Origin of the sequence: Nocardia brasiliensis, from assembly GCF_042691675.1 — a bacterium.
In the GTDB taxonomy this organism is placed as follows: domain Bacteria; phylum Actinomycetota; class Actinomycetes; order Mycobacteriales; family Mycobacteriaceae; genus Nocardia; species Nocardia brasiliensis_D.
Genome location: NZ_CP170507.1, coordinates 4938401 through 4962063, shown reverse-complemented (window position 1 = coordinate 4962063; position 23663 = coordinate 4938401). Strand labels below are relative to the sequence as shown.

The following is a 23663-nucleotide window of genomic DNA, read 5'->3' as shown; positions in this document are numbered from 1 at the left end:
GTTTTCTCTGGCCATGCACATTGGTTTCCATGGTTGCATCCCAAATGGGTGAATGGACATCGCATCGTCCCCCGGAATTCTACGGATTGGATGATACCGCTCGTGAGCGAATGAAGCGCAGCTGCGAAGTTTTGTCGGCTGCGCTCGATACCGAAGCACCGATTTACGGTGTCTCCAGAGGCTTCGGTCCGCTGGCCGAATTCGAAGCCGACACCGATGCCAACAGGCACGGTCTCGGCCTGATCTCGCACCTGTCCGCCGGACAAGGTGACGACCTCGACATCGAGACCACGCGGTTGATGCTCGACCTGCGGCTGCGCGGGATGACGCGCGGATACTCCGGCATCGACCCGGAGCGTTGGGAAGAAATCGTCAACTTGCCGCGATCCGGGTTCGTCCCGGTCGTGCCCTCGCTGGGCAGCGTCAGCGCGAGCGGCGACCTCATCCCGCTGGCCCACGCGGCCAGCGCGATGTCCGGGAAAGGCCTTGCCTGGGACCTGGATTCGGACCCGCCGGTGCAGGTGCCCGCGGACCTGCGATTGCGTCAGCTCGGGCTGGAACCGATCACCTGGGGCGCCCGGGAGGCCCTCGCGTTCGTCAACGGCACGAGCGCGAGCCTGGCCGCCACGCTGCGCAACCAAGCCAGCCTCCGCGAACAGTGCTGGATCGCCGCCACGCTGACCGGCGTGATCGCCGACCTGCTCCATGCCAATACCGAGGCCTACCACCAGGTGGTGGGGCAGGCCCGGGGCGGCTCGCCAGGACATGCCCTGGCCGCCACCTGGATCCGCGCCCAGATCACCGAGCCGCGGGACGGCAGTTCCGCGCGCCAACTCCAAGAGCCGTACTCACTGCGGTGCGCGCCGCAGATCGTCGGATCCGTGCTCGACTTCCTCGACGCGTTCTCGCTCATGCTGGGCCGCGAGCGCGCGGGCTGCTCGGACAACCCCATCGTCAGCGCCGACGGCATCTTCCACGCGGGCAACTTCTACGCGATCACGGCCGGACTGGTCTCCGATCAGCACGCCACCCTGCTGCATCAGATCGCCTTCATGGCCGAACGCCAGCTCGCGCTGATCCTGAACCCGACGAGCAACGGCGGGCGCCCCCCGCTGTTGGCCGCCCGGCCGGGCGCGACGAGCGGACTGGCCGGGGTGCAGCTGGCGGCGACCGCCTTCCTGGCCGAGATCAGGCAGCTCAGCGCACCCGCGACGACCACACCGGTACCCACGAACCTCGACAACCAGGACGTTGTGCCGATGGCCCTGATGGGTGCCCTGCGGGTGGCCCGCCAACTGCAACGGTCGGAACTGGTGCTCGGCTCACTCGCACTCGGCGTAGCCCAGCTGGCGCAAATCGCCGACTACCGTCCGGGCACCGACCGGCCCTGGCTGGCGGACATGCTGGCCGCGACCCCACGGCTGGGGGACGACCGGCCGTTGGCGCCCGAAGTCCGTGCCGTCTGGGAGCTGCTGCGGGCCGAGGCGCAGCGCCAGTGCGGGACCGACGAGGAGTTGTTCGGCGCGGACGAGACCGGAACCGAACGATGATCGTTCTCGGTATCGGCGGCTCCACCCACGACTTCAGCGCCTGTGTTCTGGTCGACGGCCAGGTGCGGATCGCGGTCGAGGAAGAACGCCTGTCGCGCATCAAACACCACTCCCTGGAACGCCTTCGGGTCTCCGACATGCGGCTGAGTTCGGTCGACTACTGCCTGCGCGAGATCGGCGCGACCCTCGATGACGTCGACCTCGTGATCGCCAACGACCTGGTCTACCGAGGGGCGCTGCGGTCGCTTCCCGCAGTGCGGCCGATCAATCACCACCTCAGTCACGCCGCTTTGGTCAGCTACCTGTCGCCACACGCGGAGCAAGCGATTCTGGTGGTGGACGGGTTCGGCTCGATGCGGGACGGACAGGCGGAGACCGTCTCCTACTTCGTCACGGACGAAGACCGGGTGCCGCGGCTGATCCACCGCGAGACCAACCAGGTCCGGCGGGTCCACGCCGACCGGCCGTTCAGCTGGAAGAACTTCGACTTCGTCGAGCACTCGCTCGGCGAGCTGTACTCCTTTGTCACCGAGGGCATCGGCTTCGGCCTGCACGACGCGGGAAAGACGATGGGGCTGGCGCCGTACGGCTCCGAGCGTCTGGTCGAGGAGTTCCATCGGATCATCGAGGTCGATCCGATCGGCCGGGTGCGGTTCGACGACGCCACCCGCACGGAGCTGGCTCGGCTGATCGCGGCCGAGCCGGCCGCGACGGAAGAGTGGAAGCATCAGGCCGATGTGGCCAGGGGAGTGCAGGCCGTTCTGGAGGAAGCGTTGCTGCGGCGCGTGCACGATCTGCATCACCGCAGCGAGCGCAGCGCACTGGCTGTCGGTGGTGGCGTGTTCCTCAATTCCGTTGCCAACCAGCGAATTCGCGATGAAGGGCCGTTCGGCGACTACTACCTGCACGGGGCGACCGGCGACAGCGGAACCGCCATCGGTGCCGCCCTGTACGGCTATCACCAGCACACCGGAAAGCTGCCCGACCAGGAGGAGCTGATCTACACCGGTCGCCGCTATGCCCGCGACGAGACGCTGGCCGCCCTCCAGGCAGCGGGCAGGGTCGACTGGACCGAGGACGAAGACGTCTGTGCCAAGGCCGCGGGCGTCCTGGCGGGTGGCGGAGTCGTCGGCTGGTTCCAGGGGCGATCGGAATTCGGTCCGCGCGCCCTGGGCAACCGGAGCATCCTGGCCGATCCCAGCAGGCCGGAGATGAAGGACCGGATCAACTCCGTGGTGAAACACCGCGAGGGCTTCCGGCCGTTCGCTCCCGCCATCCTCGGGGCCCGGCAGACGGAGGTGCTCGATACGGCCGCGCCGTCCACGTACATGTGCATGAACGGCAAAGTCCACGAACAGGCGCGCCGCCAGTTCGTCGCAGCCACCCACGTCGATGCCAGCGCCAGGTACCAGACGGTCACCGAGCAGACGAACCCTCGGTTCCATGAGCTGATCACTCGATTCGAAGCGCTGACCGGTGTGCCCGGCCTGCTGAACACCTCGTTCAACGACAGCGAACCCATCGTCGAAACCCCTGGCGACGCGATCGGCTGTTTCCTCGGCAGCGACATCGATTGCCTTGTCATCGACAATTTCTTCGTCACCAAACGATGACGGGGATCTAACGAGTCGTCGGCCACCGGCCGGGTCCCGACTCGGCCGGTCCGGCGGCACCAGCGAGAACGCGCAAAGGTGTTCACACGACCGCAATCGGCTTTACTCGGGATACCGCGTCGGCCGCGAGGGTGAACGTTCAACCTCGGAATTTCCGAGGTTGAACCCGCCCTCGGCGTTACGCGAAACTTTCGAAGACCAGGCGCGAGTCGCACGGGTACGTTCGAAGTCGGATCGCATCCCGCAGTGTGCGGTTGCCGACGTAGTGGGCTGCTGCCGCATGCTGCGGCGGCCAGTATGGCCGAGACGGCCCGGCGGCGGTTCTTCGGCGCGAAAGCTGTTCGCCTGAGCCGCAATCCATCGACATGGCTGGAGGAATTTACTTGTCCGCATTGGTCGGCAATGATGGGAAACTGCCTGACTCGGGGCAGTTGGGGGAGGAGAGTCCTGTGGAATCCCAGACAGCGACAAATGATATTTCTACCCTGCACAAGCTGGTGAAGATGATCCTCGTCGGACTGGAATGGCCATCCGATGGTGCGCCACCCGGACCCGATACCCGGATAGGTGAGGGTGGCCTCGGCCTGGATTCGCTGATGGTGGTCGAACTCGCGCTCGATATCGAGGAAGAATTCGATGTCGAGATCGATGAAGAAGAGATGTTCGAAATCGGCGGGATGACCCTGGACGGTCTCGCGAAATTCGTGGACACGCGGGCTGAGGACTAATCGACGTGACCGTTGAACACTTTTTGTCAGCCTACGTCTCCGCCGTCGGCCCCGGCTCGCTGTACTGGCAGCGCCACGACCAGTGCGTCGCCCTGTGGCGGCGCGAGGGGGAGCGGGTCGAGCTGGTCCGCTACTGGGAGCTGGAGCGCATCAGCGGTCTCAAGCATCACGTCTGGCCGTTCTTCACCGAGGAGCGACGGACCCAGCTGTTCGATGCGCTGGTGCGGACCGAAGGCCTGACCATGGCCGATATCAGCGGCATCTGGGGACTTCCGGACGCCGGGGACAGCGGCAAGATCAGGCAGCTGGCCCACGATGCCCGCACCTCGGTACACAGCATCGGACACCTGTTCTCTTCGCTGCTGTTGGACTCGCGTGTCTTCCGCGAGGAAACGATCGTCGCGCTCGCTATCGATGGCGGACCCGACTTCGTCCTGGAAGACCGAGTTCCGGCCTACTGGTACTCGGGCGCGGTGGTCCGGAACGGCGAATTGCACATCCGGCCAGTCGAATCGCCCGGATTGCTGTACACGGCCGCCGTCATGGTCTTCGGCCAGGAGCCGGGCACGCTGATGGCCGCGACCTCGCTGTGCTCCTGCCGTGCCGAGATCCCCGCGCTGTCGCAGTCCGCGCTCGACGAGCTGACCTTCTACGGTGCCAGGGACAACGGCTGGGCGACGGCCACGCGCGTGCTGACCGCCGCGGTGGACGAGGGCAACAGGCTGTTGGCGGACAACGTGATCGGCAACTGCGGAGACAGCAGACTCACACCCGAGGAGCACGTACGGACCGCGGTCATGTGGCGAGTGCAGCAGATAGCCGAACACATCGCCGTGCGCAATATCGAGCGATTGGTGGCGGAGTTCGCCATCGACACCCGTTCGGCCTATCTGGGCATGAGCGGCGGCTCGGCGCTGAACTGTCCTACCAATTCCCGGCTGCTCGACGAGTTCGGGTTCCGCGGCTTGCTCTGCCCGCCCTGCGCGAACGACGGCGGGCAGGCGCTGGGCATCGGGCTCGCCGGTTTCTACGCGGACGGCGTGCTGCCCACGGCGGAGTTCGTGTTTCCGGGGCCCTACCTCGGACCGCAGGAGATCGAGTTCGACGAAGCGCGACAGGAGTATGCCGAGGCGATCGCCGAGCTATCCGAATTCAGCGCCGATCGGTTTGCCGCCGATCTCGAGCGCGGTCCGGTGGCCTGGGTGGACGGTGCCAGCGAGATCGGCCCGCGAGCCCTCGGCCATCGCAGCCTGCTGGCCGATCCGCGGCGGCAGGCCAGCAAAGACCGGCTGAACGAGATCAAGGACCGGCAGTGGTGGCGGCCGGTCGCGCCGATCGTGCTGGAAGACCAGGTCGCGAAATGGTTCGACGGAGACCGCCGGTCGCCGTACATGCTGGAGGTCTTCCGGGTCGCCGCCGCGAAACAAGACCTGGTGCCCGCGATCACCCATCTCGACGGCACCGCCCGGTTGCAGAGCCTGACCGAGGCCGACGACCCCCGCCTGTTCGCCGCGGTGACGGCGTTCGCCGAGCGCACCGGTGTCCCCATGGTGTGCAACACCTCGCTGAATGCGAAGGGGGAACCCGTCATTCAGACAGCGTCGCAGGCGATCGCCTTCTGCCTCGCCAAAGGTGTGTCGGTGCTGTACCTGAACGGCCGACGAATCGAGCTGACCAGTGGCGTGATCGAAGCGCCGGTCGTCGGCCCTCGGCCGCGTCAGGTGGAACTGTTCGCTGGGCAGGAGCAGGCACGGGACGCGCTGTGGCGCGAGCTCGAGGAGTCCGGAATCGGTGTCGAGTTGATGGCGTTGATCGCTCGCGCACCGCAACTGGCGTCCGCGCTCAGCAGTGACCGGGCCCGGCTCAAATTGCGGGCGCTCGCCGACCGCACCATCGGCAGCGACCCGGCCTGGCACGCCTACATCGACCATCTGCAGACGACCTTCGGCCCAGGCGGAACCTTCGAGGGCTGCTTTGTCGACGGCGGAACAACCGAGGACACCTTGATGCCGCTGGTGTCCGACCGGATGCAGCACAACACACGATGATTCTGTCGCAGATCAGAGGAGACCGACGTTCAGTGGAAGCGGAACTCGCCGAGACCCTAGTGCCCGATGAAAAGCTGACCAGCCCAGTGAGTACCCATAACGAATGGGACCCACTGGAGGAAGTCGTCATCGGGACCCCCTATCACCTCGATTACCACAACGACCGCTCATTCCGAATCTTCTTCCACACGAATCGGTCGACCATCAACACCGACGGCGATATGCGGAAAGTCCGCCCGTCGAACCAGATGAAGGAAGAATGTCTGGAGGACATCGCCGAGCTGATAAAGATCATGGACGACTTCCGGGTGACGGTCCGGCGGCCGGAAGTCTCCGAGCAGGTTCCGGTTGTGCAGTCGCCGTACTGGAAAGCTCCGATGGGGCATGCGCTGATGAGCCGGGACATCTTTCTGGTGATCGGCAATGAAATTATCGAGACCTCGCCGATGATGCGTGCCCGCTACTTCGAGCCCGAACTCTACAAAGAGCTGTTCACGGAGTATTTCAACAAAGGCGCGAAGTGGACGGTGGCGCCGAAGTCACGCCTGCTGGACCATAACTTCGACACTGGTTTCCTGCGGGAGCTGGGGTTCGAGGAAGAGGAGCCGCAGCAACCGTTCTACGAGATCATGTTCGACGGCGCCCAGGTGATGCGGCTCGGTCGGGACCTGGTGTTCAACGCCTCGTCGGAGAACCACCGAATGGGGGCGCGGTGGCTCAAGCAACACCTCGGTGATGAATACCGCGTGCACCTCACGAATATCACCGACACGCATATCGACGGCGAGGTATTGCCGTTGCGTCCAGGTGTTCTACTCGCCCGCGACACCGTCGACATCGATCTGCTGCCCGCGCCCATGCGGAATTGGGATGTCATTCGATACTCGTGGCTGGATCGCCCGCTCGAGATCGCCCAGGACGGTGTCCCGCTGCTGGCATCCCAAACAATCGGGATGAATGTCCTCTCGCTGGACCAGGAACACGTGGTGGTCCAAGACATTCAGGAACCGCTGATGCGGGACCTCGAGAAACACGGATTCACCCCGATCCCGTGCCGGTGGCGGCACGGTCGCAGCCTCGGCGGCGGCTTCCACTGCGTGACGCTCGACATTCGCCGTAGCGGCGGGCTCGAGGACTATTTCTCGGGTTGATCCTGCCCTCCAGATTCGCCGAGACCGTGGCTCGATCGTTCGTGGCCACGGTCTCCTCCGTTTTCTATGGAGCATCAATTGTTGTCGAATGAGAACCCGCTCACCCAGGTGATCGGCAGGCTACCGAGCTGGGGGACGGCGGCCATCGAAGACCTCCAGACCACCCTGGCTTCCCGAGCGGATCCGTTCCCGTGTTTCTTCGCGGTGTCCGCGGTCCGCAAGTCCACCTTGCGTTTCGGATTCGTCGACGACGTCGACGACGACCGGACATGGGCGGCGCTGCCGGACATTCTCACCGAATATCTGCGGGTCTACCGGCAGATCGACCGGGAGACCGCACTGATCGTGTTCTTCGGGTCTTCGGGGCCGGTCGCCGATCTGGACCGTTATCGGCAGCGGTTCTGGGAGGTGTTGCAGTTCTTGCACGGGCGCGACGAGACGACCTGGCCCGCCGAGATACCGCGGGACACCGACAACCCCACGTGGGAATTCAGCTTCGGCGGAACCCCGCTGTTCGTGGTGTGTAATACACCAGCGCACCTTTCGCGCCGGAGCCGATTCAGCCCGACCTTCATGATCTCCTTCCAACCGCGCTGGGTGTTCGAGGAGATCGATGCCGCGACGCCGCGTGGGGCGGCGGCGCGGCGGGTTATCCGTAAACGGTTGCGCGAGTTCGATCGTCGGGAGCCGCCGCCCGGGGTGCTCGGCGACTACGGCGATCCGGACAATCGGGAGTGGCGACAGTACTTTCTGCCGGACGGCGATGACGGAAACGGGCAGACCTGCCCGTTTCGGCATCGCGATGGTTAGTCAGTCGAGGGCGAGGCGCCGGAGTTGCTCCAGATCCGGCTTGCCTGAGGCGAGTAGCGGAATCGAGTCGATCATTCGTATCGATGACGGCCGTTTGTACGCGGCGAGTTCCCGGTTGCACAGGTCGCGCAGCTCGGCGGCCACCTCGGCATCGTCGGAATCGCGCAGTTGGACGAGGGCAACGACGGTCTCGCCGACGACCGGGTGCGGCCGACCGACCACCACCGCCTCGGCCACCGCGGCATGGCCGCGCAGTACCGATTCCACTTCGGCGGGAAAGACATTCGCACCGGAGACGATGATGATGTTCTTCTTCCGGCCCGCGAGCCAGAAGTCGCCGTGCTCGTCGCGGCTCACCTGATCGCCGGTATGGAGCCAGCCGTCCACGATCGCCTCGGCGGTGGCTACGGGATCCTCGAAATAGCCACGCATGACGTTGGGGCCGGCGATCAGGAGTTCGCCGATCTCCCCGGTCGGTACCTCGGCGCCGGCCTCGTCGACGATCTTGGTTCGCACGCCCTCATAGGGTTTCCCCAGCGAACCGGGTGCCGAGGATTGCTGATCGTTGTAGAGCGCGCACGGCGAGGTCTCGGTGAGCCCGTACCCCTCGTGCAGGGGGAATCCGAACCTGCGCACCCATTCCTCGGTGACCTGCCGGGGGAGCGGGGCGGCGGCGGACAGGGCGTAGCGGAGCCGGGGGAGGCTGCTCTTATCGGCACCGAGATCGAGCAGCAGCTGGAACACGGCGGGCACGCTCGGCAGCGCGGTCACCCCGTACTCGGCCAGATCCGCGACCAACTGCCGCCGACGGCGCGGGTCGAGCAGCAGCACGGCCGCTCCGCCGGAAAAGGCCGCGTTGAGCACGGCATTCTGGCCGTACGTGTGATGCAGCGGCGATATCAGCACGACGGCGTCCTGTGCGGTCGGCTGCATCCGGGACGCCTTCGCCTGCGCCGCCCAGATCACGTTGGCGTGGGTCAGCACGACACCCTTCGGACGGCCGGTGCTGCCTGAGGTGAACATGATCGAGGCCGGGTCGTCGGTGCGCATGTCGGCGATCGCCGCGCCGGTCGGTGTCGCTTCGAGCAGCTCGGGTACGGACGAGACGCCGTCGACGGGCTTGTCGCTGATCAGCCGGACCGGGTACGGCAGGGCCGACAGAGCCTGACGCACCTGGGGTAGCGCGGCGGCTTCGGTGACGACGACATTCGGCCTGGTCAATTCGAATGCGCGGGTGATTTCCGCGGCCGTCGACTTTGGATTCAATGAGACGACGACATATCCTCCGGCCGTTATCGAAAAATATGTGAGAATGTGAACCGTCGTGTTGGATAGCACCACGCCGATTCTGTCGCCCCGGGTGAGACCCATGTGGCGGAACGCGGACGACAGTCGTGTCACATTGTCAAGGAGCTGCCCATAAGTGCATGAGCCGTCCGCGCCGGACACGGCCGTCGACGCTGGGTTGGCTCGGCGAAGGGATTCGGCGACATTCAACAGATACTCCAATAACCTCGGGACGATGACGACTCTGGAGCATACGTAAATCTCCTTGTATCTTCACAAGTCAGCCGAGTATCTTCACAGCCCATCAGATTTGCCGAAAGGCAGCAGGGAGAATAATCCTTGACGAAAGTAGTGGTAGTTGCTCCTCATTCCGACGACGAGTGCCTCGGTGCGGGCGGAACGATCGCGTTGTTTGCTCGCGCGGGCGCCGCGGTCACCGTAGTCACCGTGTGTTCCGAGCTGGAGCCGGTGTTCGCGGCCGGGGACCGCGCCATGATCCAGAACGAAGCGCGCCGCGCCCATAAGGTCTTGGGCGTCAGTGAATCCATCTTCTTCGACTACCCCACTACGGCGGTGAACCAGGTCCCGGTCGCGGAGCTGAACGGCCGGATGCAGCAGGTGATGAACGACGTACGGCCCGACATTGTGCTGCTGCCGTTTCCGGACCGCCACATCGATCATCGGGTCACGTTCGAATCGGCTGTGGTGGCCACCCGGCCCTACCGCGCGGGCCGCGAAATCCGGCTGACGGCGATGTACGAGACGATTTCCGAAACCTACTGGAATGTTCCCGGAGCTGAGCCCGCATTCAATCCGCACTGGACGGTGGACATCACCGAATCCCTGGAAGCCAAGCTCGCGGCGTTCGGTGAGATGCCGTCCAGGCACGCGCATTTTCCGGGCCCGCGGTCCAGCGAGGCATTGACCGGTCTCGCGCAATTCCGGGGCAGCCAGGCGAGTTGCGGATATGGTGAGGCATTTCAATTGGTGAGGTCATCGATAGCGCCAGCGGAACTCACGCAGGTGTTGACATGACCGCGCCGAATTCCGCTTCCCGAAAAACAGCGCTGGTCACCGGTGCGGCGGGTTTCATCGGATCCCATCTGGTCGAGTACCTGCTGACCGCGGGCTGGCGAGTACGCGGAATAGATGACTTCTCGGCAGGCACGCTGGAGAACCTTCGGGGGCCATTGCTCTCGCCGGACTTCGAATTCACCGAGGGCTCGGTGCTCGACGAGCGGCTCACCCGGTCGGTGGCCGCCGGAGCGACGCACATCTTCCATCTCGCCGGGCGGGTCGGCGCGATGTACGTCGAACAGAATCCGGAACAGACGGTACTCGACGCGATACGGGCTACCCAAACGATGCTCGCGGTCGTCGATGACACCCGCGTCCCGCTGTTCTTCGCCTCCACCAGCGAGATCTACGGCGATTCCGACCGGCTGCCGCTCGCCGAGGACGCCGACATCATCATCGCCCCACCCGCCAATCCCCGGTCCTCTTACGCCTTCGCGAAAGGGGTCGGCGAACTGCTGGTCAACGAGTACGCGCGCCGCACCGGGGGGCCGGTCGTGATCGGCAGGCTGTTCAACACCATCGGACCGCGCCAGTCCGGCCAATACGGTTTGGTGGTTCCCCGGTTCATCGGCTGGGCCCGTGACAATCAGCCGATCACCATCCATGGCGACGGCAAACAAACCCGCAGCTTCAGCGCCGTCGCTGACGTGGTGCGCGCAATCGTCGCGACACTCACCACATCGGCCGCGTACGGACAGACGATCAACATCGGCAGCGACCAGGAAACATCGGTCAGCGACCTGGCCGCGCTGGTGATCCGGCTGACCGGATCATCGTCCACGGTTCGCCACGAGCCTTATGACCACGTCCACGGCCGCGGTGCGCGAGATATCCGGCGACGAGTTCCGGACACCACCCGGCTGCGCCGGCTGGTCGGCGGTGCCTGTGCCACCCCACTGGAAACAGTGATTCGAACCATTGTCGAGGCTCCTGTAGAAACGTCGGTCGGAGGATCGGTCTGACATGGCTGTGCCGTCAGCAGAAGTAGTTTCAGTAAATGTCGTCGGAGTCGGCTACGTCGGGGTGGCGATTTGTCTCGCGTCCAGCGCGGCGGGCCACCGAGTCGCGGCGATCGACAACAACCTGCGCCGCGTCGACGACCTTCGCGCCGACACCAACGGACGCAGTCCCGACGAGTGGGCCGATATCCGCCGGGCAGTCGCGGACGGCCTGGTCGATCTGTACACCAGCATCGAGAGCGCTCCTGCCGCGGACCTCTGGATCGTCGCGGTGCCAACGCCGTTGGATGACGCCGGGCTACCGGATACGTCCAATATCGAGGAAGCCGCGAAGGCGATCGCCTCGGTAGTCACCCCGAACGCGGTGGTCATCCTGGAGAGCACGTCCTATCCGGGGACCACTGAGAAGATCTTCCTGCCGCCCTTCCTCGAAGCCGGTTGGACGCCCGGTGTCGATCTGTTCGTCGGATTTTCGCCGGAACGGATCAACCCGGGCAGCCAGAACTGGACGATGAAGAACATTCCGAAGCTGGTCTCCGGTTGCACCGAGGAATGCCTGAAGGCGGTGACGGAGTTCTACCGCACCGTGGTGGACGACGTGCGGCCGATGTCGAGCACGTATGCCGCGGAGATGGCCAAGCTCTATGAAAACAGCTGGCGGCTGGTCAATATCGCCTTCGCGAACGAGCACGAAGCGCTGTGCGTCTCGCTCGGTCTCGATCCGTGGGAGATCAGCGATGCCTGCCGGACCAAGCCGTTCGGCTTCTACGGTTTCGACCCGGGTCCCGGCGCGGGGGGCCACTGCATCCCGGTGGATTCGGGCTATCTTTCGCACTTCGCCAAGTCCCACGATGTCGGCACGCCGGTCCTCGACTCGGCGATCTCCGCCAATCACGCGCGACCCTCGGTCATCGTCGGCCGAATTCACCAGCAGCTCGCCGGTTCGCACCCGGCGCGAGTGCTGGTGATCGGTGTCGCCTACAAGGCGAACATCGGCGACGTCCGTGAGTCACCGGCCATCCCCATCCTGGCCGCACTGCTCGAGGCCGGGATCGAGGCGAGCTATCACGATCCGCACGTTCCGGTGCTGCAACTGGAAACCGGTCTGCTGCGGTCGGTCCCGCTCACGGCCGAAACCGTCACCGGCTACGACTGTGTCGTGGTCCTCACCGCGCACGACGCGGTGGACTGGACATTGCTGAGGAATAGTTCCGCGCCGATCGTCGACACCCGTAATGTCGCGGCGGCCATCGGTGGTGGCCGGTGAACATTGCCCTACTCGGTCAGGGAACTCGCGGCGATCTGTACCCGCTGCTCGGCATCGGCCGATCCCTGGTCGAGCGCGGTCATCGGGTCATCGTGTTGGAATACGACGAGTACGAATCCGATATCGAGGAGGCGGGACTCGATTTCCATCTGGTGCACACCGGGAGCCAGTGTGCGCACGTGTTCGAGAACGTGCCGGTCGGTCCCGCAACGCCGAGTACCGAGTTGGCCACGCACCGGCTCTACTTCGACGCATCGCTGCGCAGTGCACCGCATTTCGTCGCGGCGCTGGGGCGGTTGGCGCCACGACCCGAGGCGATCGTGGCGCCCTCGAACCATTTGGGCGCGAGCCTGGGCGGCGAAATGCTCGGCGTCCCAGTGATATCGACGTTCCTGGGTGCGTCGGTGCCCGCCACCTTCGATACCCGAGCGGCCAGCGGCATGCGCTCCCGATCGGACGAAAGAATGGCGAAGCTGGTCGACCGGCTCGCGTTGCCGCGTATCGCCGAGGTCCGTCGAGAAATCGGCCTCGACCCCGCGCCGGACACCACCACGTTTGCCAGGGTGGACCGGGCAGGCGGGCTGGTGCTGACGGCGTCGCCACTGGCGACGCTACCTCCGGCCATCCCACCGACTTTCGAGATCGTCGGATACCCCGACTATTACGGTTCAGACCGGCACCAACTCGACGAGCCGACCAGACAGTTCCTCGCCGAGAGTCCGGTACCTGTCGTTGTCTGCACCCTCGGAGACGGCTGGGCCAGAACCCTTCCCGATCAACTGCGGCAGTTCCTCGACCGTGCCGACCAGGGCCGGTATCGCCTGCTCATGATCGGTGGTCGGGTTCCCGGGCTCAGCTCGGGGCCGGGCACCCGGATCGTTTCGCGGGCCAACCTGCGCGAAGTCCTCGGCTACGCCGACGTCTCGGTCAACCATGGCGGCATGGGAACTCTGATCGCGGCGCTTCGCGGCGCGGTGCCCTCGGTGATGATGACGCAATGGCCCGACGGCCGCCGCAATGCCGCGGCCCTCGCCGAACAAGGACTCGGCATCGATCTGGGCAGTGCCCCGAGTACCGACGAGTTCTTCCGAGCTGTTGACGAAGCCATCGGCAACGACATGATCAAACAGCGGTTACACGCCGCGAGCACTGCTATGCGCGCCGAGCGCGATCCGGTCGACGCGCTGCTGGATCGGCTTCACCGAGAACGGAAGGGCAGGACCGACCATGCCGAAACAAGTACTGGTCGTAGCGGCGCATCCCGATGACGAGATCTTGGGCATGGGCGGCACGATCGCGCGCCACGTGAAGCAGGGTGACGAAGTCACGGTCGTCTGGGTGACCGACGGCAGCAGCACGCAGTATCCCGGCCGTCCCGACATCATCGAACGCAAGTACCTGGAGGCCGAGGCCGCACTGGAAACGCTCGGGGTGCGCAACTGGATAAAGGGCGGACTGCCCGACATGCGGCTGGACACCATCGCTCATGTCGAGATCAACCAGGTTGTCGCGGACGCCGTCGATCAGACCGAACCGGACACCGTCTACAGCGTCCACCCGGACGTAAACCGCGACCACCGAGCAGTTTTCGAGTCCGTCGCCGTCGTTGCCCGGCCACGGCCGGGTAGCCGGATCCGCCGCTTCCTCACCTACGCCCCGATGTCCAGCAACGAATGGACCCCGGCGCCGGAGAGCACCTTCACACCGACCTGGTTCGTGGACATCAGCGCCGAAATCGACGCGAAGCTGCGCGCCTTCGCCTGCTACGACACCGAGAACCGGGATTGGCCGCACCCGCGGTCCGCGCGGGCGATCCAAGCGTCGGCAGAGCTGTGGGGCTCGGTCATCGGGACGTCGGCAGCCGAGCCGTTCTTGCTCATCCGCGAAATCGAAAGGTGACCGTCGTGGTCAACGCCCAGCCGGTCAGAGCCATCCTGGTTGGTTACGGATACTGGGGTTCGCGCTTCCTCAATATCGCGAGCCGGGTGGACAAACTCCAGATCGTCGGCGTCGTGGATGCCCGATTCGGGGAGGACGGATTCACCGGGCCCACCGCGCTGCCCGGCGGGAGCGACCTCGCCGCCGCATTGGCCGACCCGCAGGTCGAAGCGGCGATCGTCACCACCCCGGCGTCGGCACACATCGAACCGATCCGGCAGGCGCTGCGCGCGGGCAAACATGTCTTCACCGAAAAACCGTTCACGGTGACCACCCGAGACACCACCGAACTGCTGGGTCTGGCGCGCGACGGTGATCTCATGCTGACCGTGGATCACCAGTACTGGTGGAGCGCGGAGGTCGCCGCGCTGGAAAAGGCCTTGGCCGACAAGGCGATCGGTGACGTGGTCGCGGTAGCGGTGGAACGTGCGGCCGACGGCCCGGTCCGCTACGACGTGGACGCACTGTGGGATTTGGCGATACACGACATCTCCATACTGGTGCGGCTCGGCGTACTGGGGGAGGGCGACAAGCCTTGCCTGGCGGTCGAGGAGTGTCGGGAAACGATGGACGGTCAGGTCGCGGGCTGCGTAGCGCTCACCGGACGGACACCGTCGGCGATCACCCTGCGACTGCACGCCTGCTGGATCAGCCGCACCAAACGCAGGGGTTTCGTTATCGCAGGGGAACGCGGCAGCCTCCAGTTGGCGGAGACCGACCGCTACCTGTCGGCCTGGCTGCTCCGGGACGGACGACGAACGCTGCTGTCCCGCAGTGCGAAGTCCGGCAACGGCACCCCCATCGAACTCGCACTCGAGGAGTTCATCGCCGGGGTTCGCGGCACACCGGACCTGCGGAAGGCCACCGACGCCGGGCGGGTGGTCACCGCGATAGAACACATCGAGAGTTCGGCCCGGCAGGTCGCGACAATCGTTCGCTCGCCGCGTTGCTGGCTATGAGCAGGCACCGGCGGCATCCGCTTCCCTGGTTTCCGCCACTGACCGCGTATGTCAGTGGCGCTGAACCTAACCGCCCCGCCGGCTTCGCCGGCTGCCATCCCCCTAGGCGAGAGTGAGTTTGCCATGACGGCAGAATTCACCGGTCGGCATGTGCTGGCCGAGTTCGGTGGTGTCGACGCAGCCCTCTGCGACGACCTCGAACGACTCGACACGGCGCTCCGAAAATCGTTGCTGGGCGCCGGTATCACCATCTGCGAAGTGGCACACAAGAAGTTCGAGCCGCAGGGTGTCACCGTGGTGGCGCTGCTGTCGGAGTCGCATGCCTCGATCCACACCTATCCGGAATCGGGTGACATCTTCGTCGACGTTTTCACCTGCGGCAGCATCGGTGACGGCGCTACCAAGGCGGTCGACCTGCTGCGAGAAGCGTTGTCGCCCAGCACCGTACGGATCGAGGTGATCCAGCGTGGCGGTACTCGTCCGGCGGATTCGCGAGCGGCTGCGTCGGAGGTTGAGTGATGGACGTTCGCGGGGAAGTTACGGCAAAGTGCCTGAAGTGCTGACCATGGTGACCAAGTGGAAGTAGAAACGGCAGCTCCGACCGCGGTTGGCGCGCGCCGTCCCATGCTCCAATTGTTCGTCGCGCTGTGGCGAGCGTTGCCGATTCTCGCCGTCGCCTGGTGGAGCTTGTTGATCGTCGGTGCTGTGCTGCCGTCGGTCTTCGCGGTGCTCACCGGGCGGGTGATCGGTCGAATCAGCGCACCGGACGGCGGGCAGCTCGCGCCGGCCCTGATCGCGCTCGGGGTGTGCTTCCTGCTCATGCAGGTGCTGCCGCACGCCGAGTCCGTGGTGAGTATGAGTCTCGGCTCGCGGCTTGCGAATTGGTTGAACGACCGCCAGATGCGAGCCAGCGTGGCGCCTGCCGGGCTGGCCCATTTGGAACACCCGGACCTCGCCGCGATCCGCGATGTCGACCGCAGCATGAGCGGTCCACCGCTGTATCTGGCGATCTACTTCGTGCGCGGCTCACTGCACCGGTTTCTCGTCGGCGTCGTTTCGGCGCTCACCCTGGCCGTGTACAGCTGGTGGGCGGCATTGGCCCTGGTAGCGATCTGGACCTCCACGCATTGGCTGTTGCGGGAGAGTTCGGTGTGGAAGGACCGCAACACTACCGAGGTCAATCTGACTCGGCAGCATGCCAATTACGCGTATGAGCTGGCCATGGAGCCCGAATTCGCCAAAGAAGTAAGGCTTTTCGGCCTGCCGGACTGGGTGGTGGAGCGGTTCGCCAGCTGGCGGCTCGAGTTGTATGACGCCCAATACCTGGCGACCCGGCTGCGGGAACGGTCGGTCTTCGGGGCCGCGGCCCTGGTGATCGTGGGCAACATCGTGGTCTTCGGCCTCATGGGACATCGCTATCTGGCGGGGGATTGGCCGTTACAGGACCTGATCTCGGCTGTCCAGTTGGCGGTCGGCGTGCAGTGGGTGGCGTTCGGCGGATTGAGCTGGGCTGCCGACGATGCGGCAACCGCGGTGCAGGCGGTGAACCAGCTCGAGCCGCTGCTCGGGCCCGCCGGTCACCTTTCCGCTGGTGCGCGCACGGTGCCCAATCGACAGGTCGCGGTGGAGCTGGATGACGTGAGCTTCAGCTATCCCCGGTCGGAAAGCCCCGTCTATTCCGGGCTGAATCTGCGCATACCACCAGGGAAGTCGCTCGCGATTGTTGGAGCCAATGGCGTGGGAAAGACCAGCCTCGCCAAGTTGCTGTGCCGGTTCTACGATCCGACCGGCGGCCGAATACTGATAGACGGCATCGACCTGCGCGATCTCGACGTGGCATCCTGGCGTACCCGGATCGCCGCCGTGTTCCAGGATTTCGCCCATTTCGAACGGAGCCTTCGCGACAATGTCGACCCCGCGGGCCGGTGTACCGACGACGAGATTCGCGCGTCGCTGCGTGATGCGGGCGCGGACCACATCATCGATCTCGACACCCCCATGGCGAAGGGCTACGTCGGCGGGACGGACCTGTCCGGCGGGCAGTGGCAGCGGGTAGCCCTCGCGCGCGTGCTGTGTGGCGTCCGCTCCGGGGCGCAGCTCGTGATTCTGGACGAGCCGACCGCCAATCTGGATGTTTCGGGGGAGGCGACGGTGTTCTCCCGATTGCTGGCCGAGACCAAAGGCACGACCACGGTGCTGATTTCGCATCGGTTCTCCACGGTCCGGATGGCCGATCAGATCGCTGTGCTGGTCGATGGGAAGGTCGCCGAGTTCGGCAACCACGACCAGCTGATCGCCGCCGACGGGCACTACCGGCGGATGTTCGACTTGCAGGCCAGCCGGTTCACCACCGAATACAACGAGGATGGTGAGCAGTATCTCGTACTCGAATGATGTGCTGGCGGAGGCGGATTCGGAGGTCGCGCTGCCCGGTGGCCCGGCGTCGATGTGGCGGCTGATCAAACTGTGCTACCGGTTCGAGCCGCGGCTGATGATCGTGTCGCTGGCCGTCCAGGTTCTCGCGGCTGTTCCCCGGCCGCTCACCATCGTGTGGTTGGGGATGCTGACCGCGGGAGCCGTGCAGCGCCGAGGTGTGCTGATCTTCGTCGCCCTCGGTGCCATGGCGCTGTCCACCTGCGCGAGCTGGCTGCTCACGATCGCCGCCGAACGTACGGGGCGCCGGTTCCGTGATCGGCTGACGATTTCGCTGGAAACCCATGTAGCGCGGCTGTTCGCCTCGATCGACACGATCGAACACCACGAGCGGCCCGAGTATCTGGACCGGCTGGCGGTGCTGCGCAAGCAGGTGTACATGGTCGACCACCTGTACGAGTCGATCGTCATCAGCGCGGTGTGGATCTTCCAGCTGGCGATGATCATGCTGCTGCTCAGCACAGTCGACCCACTGCTGCCGTTGCTGCTGGTCTTCGCTATTCCGGTAATGGTGACGGCCGCGCTGCGGCCCGGTGTGGAGCGCCGCGTCGAAGAGAGTGTCGCCCCGCATAGTCGGTTCGCCGATCACCTGTTCGACCTCGCAACCACACCGGCGGCGGCGAAAGATGTCCGGCTGGCCGGGATCGGGCCGCGGTTGGTCAAGGATCGGGCGGAGGCATGGGCCAGGTGGTACCGGCCCATCGGTCGATCACGAGCGGTCTCCGCCGGCTGGGATGCGGGTGCCTGGGCGGTATTCGGACTCGGTTACGCGTTGATGTTGTTCTATGTGGTCGAGGTCGCGGAGGCGCCCGCCGCAGGGGTGGTGCTGGTGCTGTCGGCGGGCATCCAGATGTCGGACTATGTCTCGGCGGCTATCGGCGAGATCGACTTCATCCGTGGCGTGTTCCTGGACGCGGCGCGCCGCCTCATGTGGTTGGAGGACTACGCACGGGCGGTCGCCTCGGCCGGTGCCCGGCCCGCGCCCGAGCGGATCAGCCACGGAATCACCCTGCGCGAGGTGAGTTTTCGATATCCGGGTGCCGCGACACCCACGCTGGTCGGCGCGAACCTCACGCTGCCAGCGGGTTCGGTGGTCGCCGTGATCGGGGAGAACGGGGCGGGCAAGTCGACGCTGGTCAAGCTGCTGACCAAATTCTACCCGCCCACCGAGGGCACCATCGAGATCGACGGGGTGCCACTCGATCAGATCGATACCGCGCAATGGCGTCGACAAATCGCCGGGGCGTTTCAGGATTTCGCGACGTTCGAGTTCGCCGCCCGGACCGCTATCGGCATCGGTGATCTGCGGAATATGGACGACGAGTCCGCTGTCCGGGCCGCTGTCGAGCGCGGTGGTGCCGACGATCTGCTCGCGCACTTACCGGCGGGGTTGGCTACACAGCTCGGGCCGCGCTGGCCGGACGGAGTGGATGTCAGTTTCGGTCAGTGGCAGAAGCTGGCTCTGGCCCGCGGTTTCATGCGGACCGCCCCGTTGCTGGTGGTGCTCGATGAACCGACGGCTGCCCTCGACGCGGAGACCGAACACAGCCTGTTCGAGGGCTTTGCCCGGGCTGCCCAGGCGGCGGGTGCGGAGGGCCGGATCACTGTGCTGGTCTCGCATCGATTCTCCACGGTCCAGATGGCCGACCTGATCGTGGTGGTCGAAGGTCGCCGGATCGCCGAGGTCGGTGATCATGACTCGCTGATGCGGCTCGACGGCACCTATGCCCGGCTGTATGGGATTCAGCAGCGCGCGTACCAGACCTGAACGGACTAGCTGAACTGCCCGAGAATGTTCGCCCTGGTGCTCGGCGGACAACGTCGAATCGCCGGATTTGAGCTGAGAGGTCGAGTCATGAACGTGTTCGAAGAAGTGGATTTCACGAGCTGTGATCCTCGGGAGAAGCTCGCGGCCTTGGATGGGGAGAAGGTGACGTTCCGGCAGTGCGTTTTCACCGGCGCCGACCTGAGCGACCTCGACTTGGCCGACGCGGTCATCGACCGATGCACGTTCGACGACGCGGTACTCCGGGATTGCCGATTGGACGACGCGGCGATCACCGGTGGGAGCTTCTTACGCACCGATTTCAGCGGTGTCGACCTCACCAGCGCGGTCTTCGAGAACGTCGATCTGTCGCAGGCCCGTTTCAGCGATGCGCTGCTGGCGGAAACCCGATTCACCGGCTGCAAGATGACCGGTACCGACCTCACATCCCTGCGTGGTCTCGCGGTGACGCTGACAATCGAGAACTGCAATCTCCAATTGGCCAATCTCGCCGAGGCGAAACTTCGTGGCGTGCACATCACCGGATCCGACTTGACCGAGGCCGATCTCTATCGCACGGACCTCCGCGACGCCGTCTTCGTGGACTGCAAACTGCGCGAGGTCGACCTCTCCGAAACCCGGCTCCGCGGCGCTGATCTGCGCGGCGCCGATCTCGGCGGCATCATCGCCAAGGATCCTCGGCAGTTGCGCGGAGCGGTGATTTCTCCCGCCCAAGCCGCGGACATTTGCCGCGCACTGGGTCTGACCGTGATCTGATACGCGAAACGGTCACTTCAGTTCCGATTCGACTGATGCCGGTTCGGCCAAGCGGGCCGAACCGGGCAGGACGAGCAGCACAACGAACGGCAGCGCGAGGGCCGCCAAGCCGAACAACACCGGACGCGGGCCGGCCAGGTCGATGAACGCGCCGGCGCCGGCGAGGGCGAGCATGCGGACAGTGGCCGTCGCCGCCGTGCTCGCGGCGATCACCCGCCCGCGCACGGCATCCGGTGTGATGCGCTGCCGCATCGTGGCCACGACAATGAATCCGAGCGCTGATGCGCCGTCGAGCACCAGCACCGTAGCCGCCAGCCACAGCGGAGCGTCGAACAGGGCGAGCACGCCGACCGCACCACCGTTGACCGAGAGCACCACTGCCAGCAGGAGCGGCCACCGGGCGACGTCGCAGAACCGGGCCAGCACGAGGCTGCTCACCAGGCCGCCGACACCCGCGGTCGACACGATGAGTCCCGTCGTGAGCGGCGTCAGGCGTAGCTCTTCGTCGGCCCGGACCAGCAACGGCAGGAACGCCGCCGCCGCGAGCAGGTGCAGGTAGCACGCGCTCGCCAGCAGCACAGCCTGCGCCCGGTCCCGCCGCACGAGGCGCAGCCCGGCCAGCACGGACTCGTCGCCGCCTGATTCCCCGGGTGCTGGAACGTTTCTCGGCAATCGGGCCAGCAGCATGGCCGACGCCACGAAGCTCCCCGCGTTGACCGCGAACGCCACCAACGGCCCCAGCGACTGCAGCAGCCAGCCACCCGCAGCCGGTCCCGTCAGCGTCGCCGCGGCGTCCGAACCTTCCACCAAACCGTTGGCGCGCATAAGGTCTCGGTCACCGGCGAGGCTCGGGAGGTAGCTGCTCGCCGCCGCGTGGAACACCGCGTCGCCGACGCCGGTTACCAGCGCGAGCAACACCAGCGGCACCAACCGAGCGCCGCCGAGCAGCACCTCCGCGCCGATCGCGACGAACGCGACTGCCCGGACGATGTCAACGGTCACCATCAGGCTCTTGCGTTCCTGCCGATCCACCAAGGCGCCGACGTGCAGCGCTGCCAGGACCTGCGGCAGCTGGGCCGCCGCGCCGACGACGCCCGCCGTGACCGCGGACCCGGCGGCCGCGAGCACGGCCAGCGGCAACACAATGTCGGTGACACGGTCGCCGAGGATGCTCAGCGCCCGTGCGGCGAGGAAGTACCGCAGCGGTTTTCGCATGGATCCCTGCCAGAGAGTTCGACGCGCTGGATACGCGGCGGTGCGAACTGCCGGGGTGATTACTCGGTGGATGTACTCCGTGCGGGTGACTCGTGCAGGAGCAGCAGGGTGTAGGCGGCGACCGTGCCCGCGGTAGCGATTTCACCGGTGCGGATCATGGATTCGACGGTGCTGCGCGGCAGCCACGCGGACCGCATGTCTTGTTCTTCCGGTTCGCGCTGGGGTGGTCCGGCGGTGAGTTCGGTTGCCAGGTAGACGTGTCCTCGTTGGGCGGTCAGGGTGGGGGCCGCGTCGAGGGTGCCGAGATAGGTCATGCGCGTGGCGCGCAGGCCTGTTTCCTCTCGTAACTCCGCATGCGCGAGGTCGATCGGGTCGGTTCGGTGGCCTGGTGTCGGGGTCCCGGCGGGGAACTCCCAGCAGCGTCGGGCGATGGGGTACCGGAATTGTTCGACCATGTGTAGACGATCACCGTCCATGGGGATGATCATGGCGAAGTCGGCGCGGTCGAGGACCCCGTAAATCCCGGTGTCGCCATTGGGTCGGCGGACGGTGTCCTCGCGCACCGACATCCAAGGATTCGCGTACACGGCGCGGCTTCCGATGGTTTCCACGAGTATCGATCTTTCCATGCTCTCGAACAAGTCGGCATCATCGGACTATGTGTCGAGCACCTTGCCCGGATTGAACAGGCACAGGGGGTCGAGTGTGCGTTTGATCGCGATCATGAGATCGACGGCCGCGCCGTGTTCCTCGCGTAGGTACTTCTTTTTGGTGAGGCCGATGCCGTGTTCGCCGGTCGCGGTTCCGCCGACGGCGAGCGCGTGTCGTACCAAGCGGTCGGAAAACTGTTGCACAGCATCGTAATTCATATCGGTGTAGGGGACGATGGTGTGTACATTGCCGTCCCCGATGTGTCCGGCGACGCTGATCGCCAAACCGAGTTCGTCGCCGAGGCGGGTCGCGGTGTCGACCGCTGCGGCGAGCTGTGAATAGGGGACCGCGGTGTCGGTGACCAGAAAGCGGCTTCCCGGGTGGCGTGACTTGAGCGCGAAGAAGAGGTTGTGCCGGTCCGCCCAGAGGGCCTGCCGCTCGGTGTGGGTGCGTGCGGTGGCGATATCGATGGCATTGTGGGCCTGCACGATTCGTTGGATCTCGTGCTCCTCGGCGGTGGCCGCCGGTTCCGACGACGATTCGATATCGATGAACAGTGCCGGTGTCTCCGCGTAGTGGGCGCCGCGGAACGCGTTGAGCGCGGCCATGCCCGGTGTGTCGACCAGCTCGAGCCTGCTCACCGGCAGCGCCGCGCCGAGCATCTCCAGGGCGGCGTCGACGGCTGCCGTCACGGTGGGGAACGAAATCCGCAGTGAGCGCAGCCATTCCGGGATCGGGTGCAGGCGAACGGTGAGTTCGGTGATGATGCCGAGCGTTCCCGCTGAGCCGATGATCAGGTCCTTCAGGTCGTAGCCGCTCGATGACTTGCGAACCGCGCGGCCGAGCCGCACCACCGTTGCGTCGGCGAGAACCAGTTGCAGGGCAAGGACATTCGCGCGCATTCCGCCGTAGCGGACGGTGGTGGTGCCGCTGGCATTGGTCGCGGCCATACCGCCCAGCGAAGCGTCGGCGCCGGGATCCACGGTGAACTGCAAACCGGATTCCGCCGTCGCCGTGTTCAGTTGGGTGCGGGTGACTCCGGGTTGCACCGTGGCGGTGAAATCGGTGGGGGAGATGTCCAGGATCGAATTCGCCTGTGACAGTTCGATGATCAGCTCATTGCCCTGCGCGAGCAAGTGGCCTTCCAAACTGGTTCCGGCGCCGCGGGATATGAGCGGCGTCCGGGTCGCTCGCGCCCACCGGACCATCGCGGCTACCTCGTCGACATCGGCCGGGTACGCGACTCCGCACGGCCGTTGCCCGGCTCGACCGGTCTCGTCTACCGTGTACTGGTCGAGAACCGCTGCGCGAGTGTCGATCTCGAGTGGCAGGCCGTCGAATGCGGTGGTCATCGCGGTGCCGGAATTCGGGTCATCGTGCTCCTCCGTCCAGGCCGCTCGTGTTCGAAGCGTGTGTTCGCATGGTAGATCTCGCG

The 23663-nt window shown here is 65.5% G+C and carries 20 protein-coding genes; 16 read left to right on the top strand and 4 right to left on the bottom strand.

Translation table 11 applies throughout. The features are described from left to right. Positions 1 to 29: 29 nt before the first annotated feature. The 6 genes from ACFK0J_RS22695 (at position 30) to ACFK0J_RS22670 (ending at position 7900) form a co-directional block, all read left to right on the top strand. On the top strand, positions 30 to 1550 hold the full coding sequence (locus tag ACFK0J_RS22695) for an aromatic amino acid ammonia-lyase (protein ID WP_378730405.1): 1521 nt from the start codon (positions 30 to 32) through the stop codon (positions 1548 to 1550). Further along, on the top strand, positions 1547 to 3163 hold the full coding sequence (locus ACFK0J_RS22690) for a carbamoyltransferase (RefSeq protein ID WP_378730401.1): 1617 nt from the start codon (positions 1547 to 1549) through the stop codon (positions 3161 to 3163). The genes ACFK0J_RS22695 and ACFK0J_RS22690 overlap by 4 nt, the downstream gene beginning before the upstream one ends. A gap of 383 nt (positions 3164 to 3546) precedes the next feature. After that, positions 3547 to 3891, top strand: coding sequence for an acyl carrier protein (locus ACFK0J_RS22685; RefSeq protein ID WP_378730399.1), 345 nt, complete (start codon positions 3547 to 3549; stop codon positions 3889 to 3891). 5 nt (positions 3892 to 3896) lie between these two features. Continuing rightward, a complete protein-coding gene (locus tag ACFK0J_RS22680; RefSeq protein ID WP_378730397.1) occupies positions 3897 to 5939 on the top strand; it encodes a carbamoyltransferase C-terminal domain-containing protein in 2043 nt (680 codons plus the stop codon). Positions 5940 to 6025: 86 nt separating this feature from the next. Continuing rightward, on the top strand, positions 6026 to 7090 hold the full coding sequence (locus ACFK0J_RS22675) for a hypothetical protein (RefSeq protein ID WP_378730395.1): 1065 nt from the start codon (positions 6026 to 6028) through the stop codon (positions 7088 to 7090). 81 nt (positions 7091 to 7171) lie between these two features. Next, the gene (locus ACFK0J_RS22670) at positions 7172 to 7900 is read left to right on the top strand and encodes a YqcI/YcgG family protein (RefSeq protein ID WP_378730393.1); all 729 of its coding nucleotides are present in this window, start codon (positions 7172 to 7174) and stop codon (positions 7898 to 7900) included. Here the strand turns inward: ACFK0J_RS22670 and ACFK0J_RS22665 are convergent, their stop codons facing one another. Then, positions 7901 to 9397, bottom strand: a complete 1497-nt coding sequence (locus ACFK0J_RS22665) for a class I adenylate-forming enzyme family protein (protein WP_378730391.1) — start codon at positions 9395 to 9397, stop codon at positions 7901 to 7903. Positions 9398 to 9526: 129 nt separating this feature from the next. Here ACFK0J_RS22665 and ACFK0J_RS22660 point away from each other — a divergent pair, with 129 nt between their 5' ends. The 10 genes from ACFK0J_RS22660 to ACFK0J_RS22615 all read left to right on the top strand — a co-directional run bounded on the left by ACFK0J_RS22660 (position 9527) and on the right by ACFK0J_RS22615 (position 20362). Next, positions 9527 to 10222 carry a PIG-L deacetylase family protein gene (locus ACFK0J_RS22660; protein WP_218469465.1) on the top strand — a complete coding sequence of 232 codons (696 nt, stop codon included), beginning with the start codon at positions 9527 to 9529 and terminating at the stop codon, positions 10220 to 10222. Next, entirely contained in the window at positions 10219 to 11226 is a 1008-nt protein-coding gene (locus ACFK0J_RS22655; protein WP_378730388.1) for an NAD-dependent epimerase/dehydratase family protein, read from the top strand. The genes ACFK0J_RS22660 and ACFK0J_RS22655 overlap by 4 nt, the downstream gene beginning before the upstream one ends. A 1-nt stretch (position 11227) precedes the next feature. Continuing rightward, a complete protein-coding gene (locus tag ACFK0J_RS22650; protein ID WP_378730386.1) occupies positions 11228 to 12490 on the top strand; it encodes a nucleotide sugar dehydrogenase in 1263 nt (420 codons plus the stop codon). Further along, complete coding sequence (locus ACFK0J_RS22645; RefSeq protein ID WP_378730384.1) at positions 12487 to 13758, top strand: glycosyltransferase; 1272 nt, start codon at positions 12487 to 12489, stop codon at positions 13756 to 13758. Before ACFK0J_RS22650 ends, ACFK0J_RS22645 begins: the two co-directional genes overlap by 4 nt. After that, entirely contained in the window at positions 13718 to 14389 is a 672-nt protein-coding gene (locus ACFK0J_RS22640) for a PIG-L deacetylase family protein (protein ID WP_378730382.1), read from the top strand. The genes ACFK0J_RS22645 and ACFK0J_RS22640 overlap by 41 nt, the downstream gene beginning before the upstream one ends. Positions 14390 to 14394: 5 nt before the next feature. Further along, entirely contained in the window at positions 14395 to 15387 is a 993-nt protein-coding gene (locus ACFK0J_RS22635; protein WP_378730380.1) for a Gfo/Idh/MocA family protein, read from the top strand. Between the two features lie 48 nt (positions 15388 to 15435). Then, on the top strand, positions 15436 to 15906 hold the full coding sequence (speD, locus tag ACFK0J_RS22630) for an adenosylmethionine decarboxylase (protein WP_378730378.1): 471 nt from the start codon (positions 15436 to 15438) through the stop codon (positions 15904 to 15906). A gap of 57 nt (positions 15907 to 15963) precedes the next feature. Continuing rightward, the gene (locus ACFK0J_RS22625) at positions 15964 to 17781 is read left to right on the top strand and encodes an ABC transporter ATP-binding protein (protein WP_378730376.1); all 1818 of its coding nucleotides are present in this window, start codon (positions 15964 to 15966) and stop codon (positions 17779 to 17781) included. Then, positions 17753 to 19588 (top strand): ABC transporter ATP-binding protein, encoded by a 1836-nt coding sequence (locus tag ACFK0J_RS22620; protein ID WP_378730374.1) that lies wholly within the window; start codon positions 17753 to 17755, stop codon positions 19586 to 19588. The genes ACFK0J_RS22625 and ACFK0J_RS22620 overlap by 29 nt, the downstream gene beginning before the upstream one ends. 87 nt (positions 19589 to 19675) lie before the next feature. After that, a complete protein-coding gene (locus ACFK0J_RS22615) occupies positions 19676 to 20362 on the top strand; it encodes a pentapeptide repeat-containing protein (protein WP_378730372.1) in 687 nt (228 codons plus the stop codon). 12 nt (positions 20363 to 20374) lie between these two features. Here the strand turns inward: ACFK0J_RS22615 and ACFK0J_RS22610 are convergent, their stop codons facing one another. The 3 genes from ACFK0J_RS22610 to ACFK0J_RS22600 are packed head-to-tail and all read right to left on the bottom strand — an operon-like array spanning position 20375 to position 23580. Next, positions 20375 to 21577: an MFS transporter gene (locus tag ACFK0J_RS22610; protein ID WP_378730370.1), complete on the bottom strand. Its 1203-nt coding sequence runs from the start codon at positions 21575 to 21577 to the stop codon at positions 20375 to 20377. Between the two features lie 59 nt (positions 21578 to 21636). Beyond that, positions 21637 to 22206: an NUDIX domain-containing protein gene (locus tag ACFK0J_RS22605; RefSeq protein WP_378730368.1), complete on the bottom strand. Its 570-nt coding sequence runs from the start codon at positions 22204 to 22206 to the stop codon at positions 21637 to 21639. A gap of 27 nt (positions 22207 to 22233) precedes the next feature. After that, on the bottom strand, positions 22234 to 23580 hold the full coding sequence (locus ACFK0J_RS22600; protein WP_378730366.1) for an FAD-binding oxidoreductase: 1347 nt from the start codon (positions 23578 to 23580) through the stop codon (positions 22234 to 22236). Between the last annotated feature and the right edge of the window lie 83 nt (positions 23581 to 23663).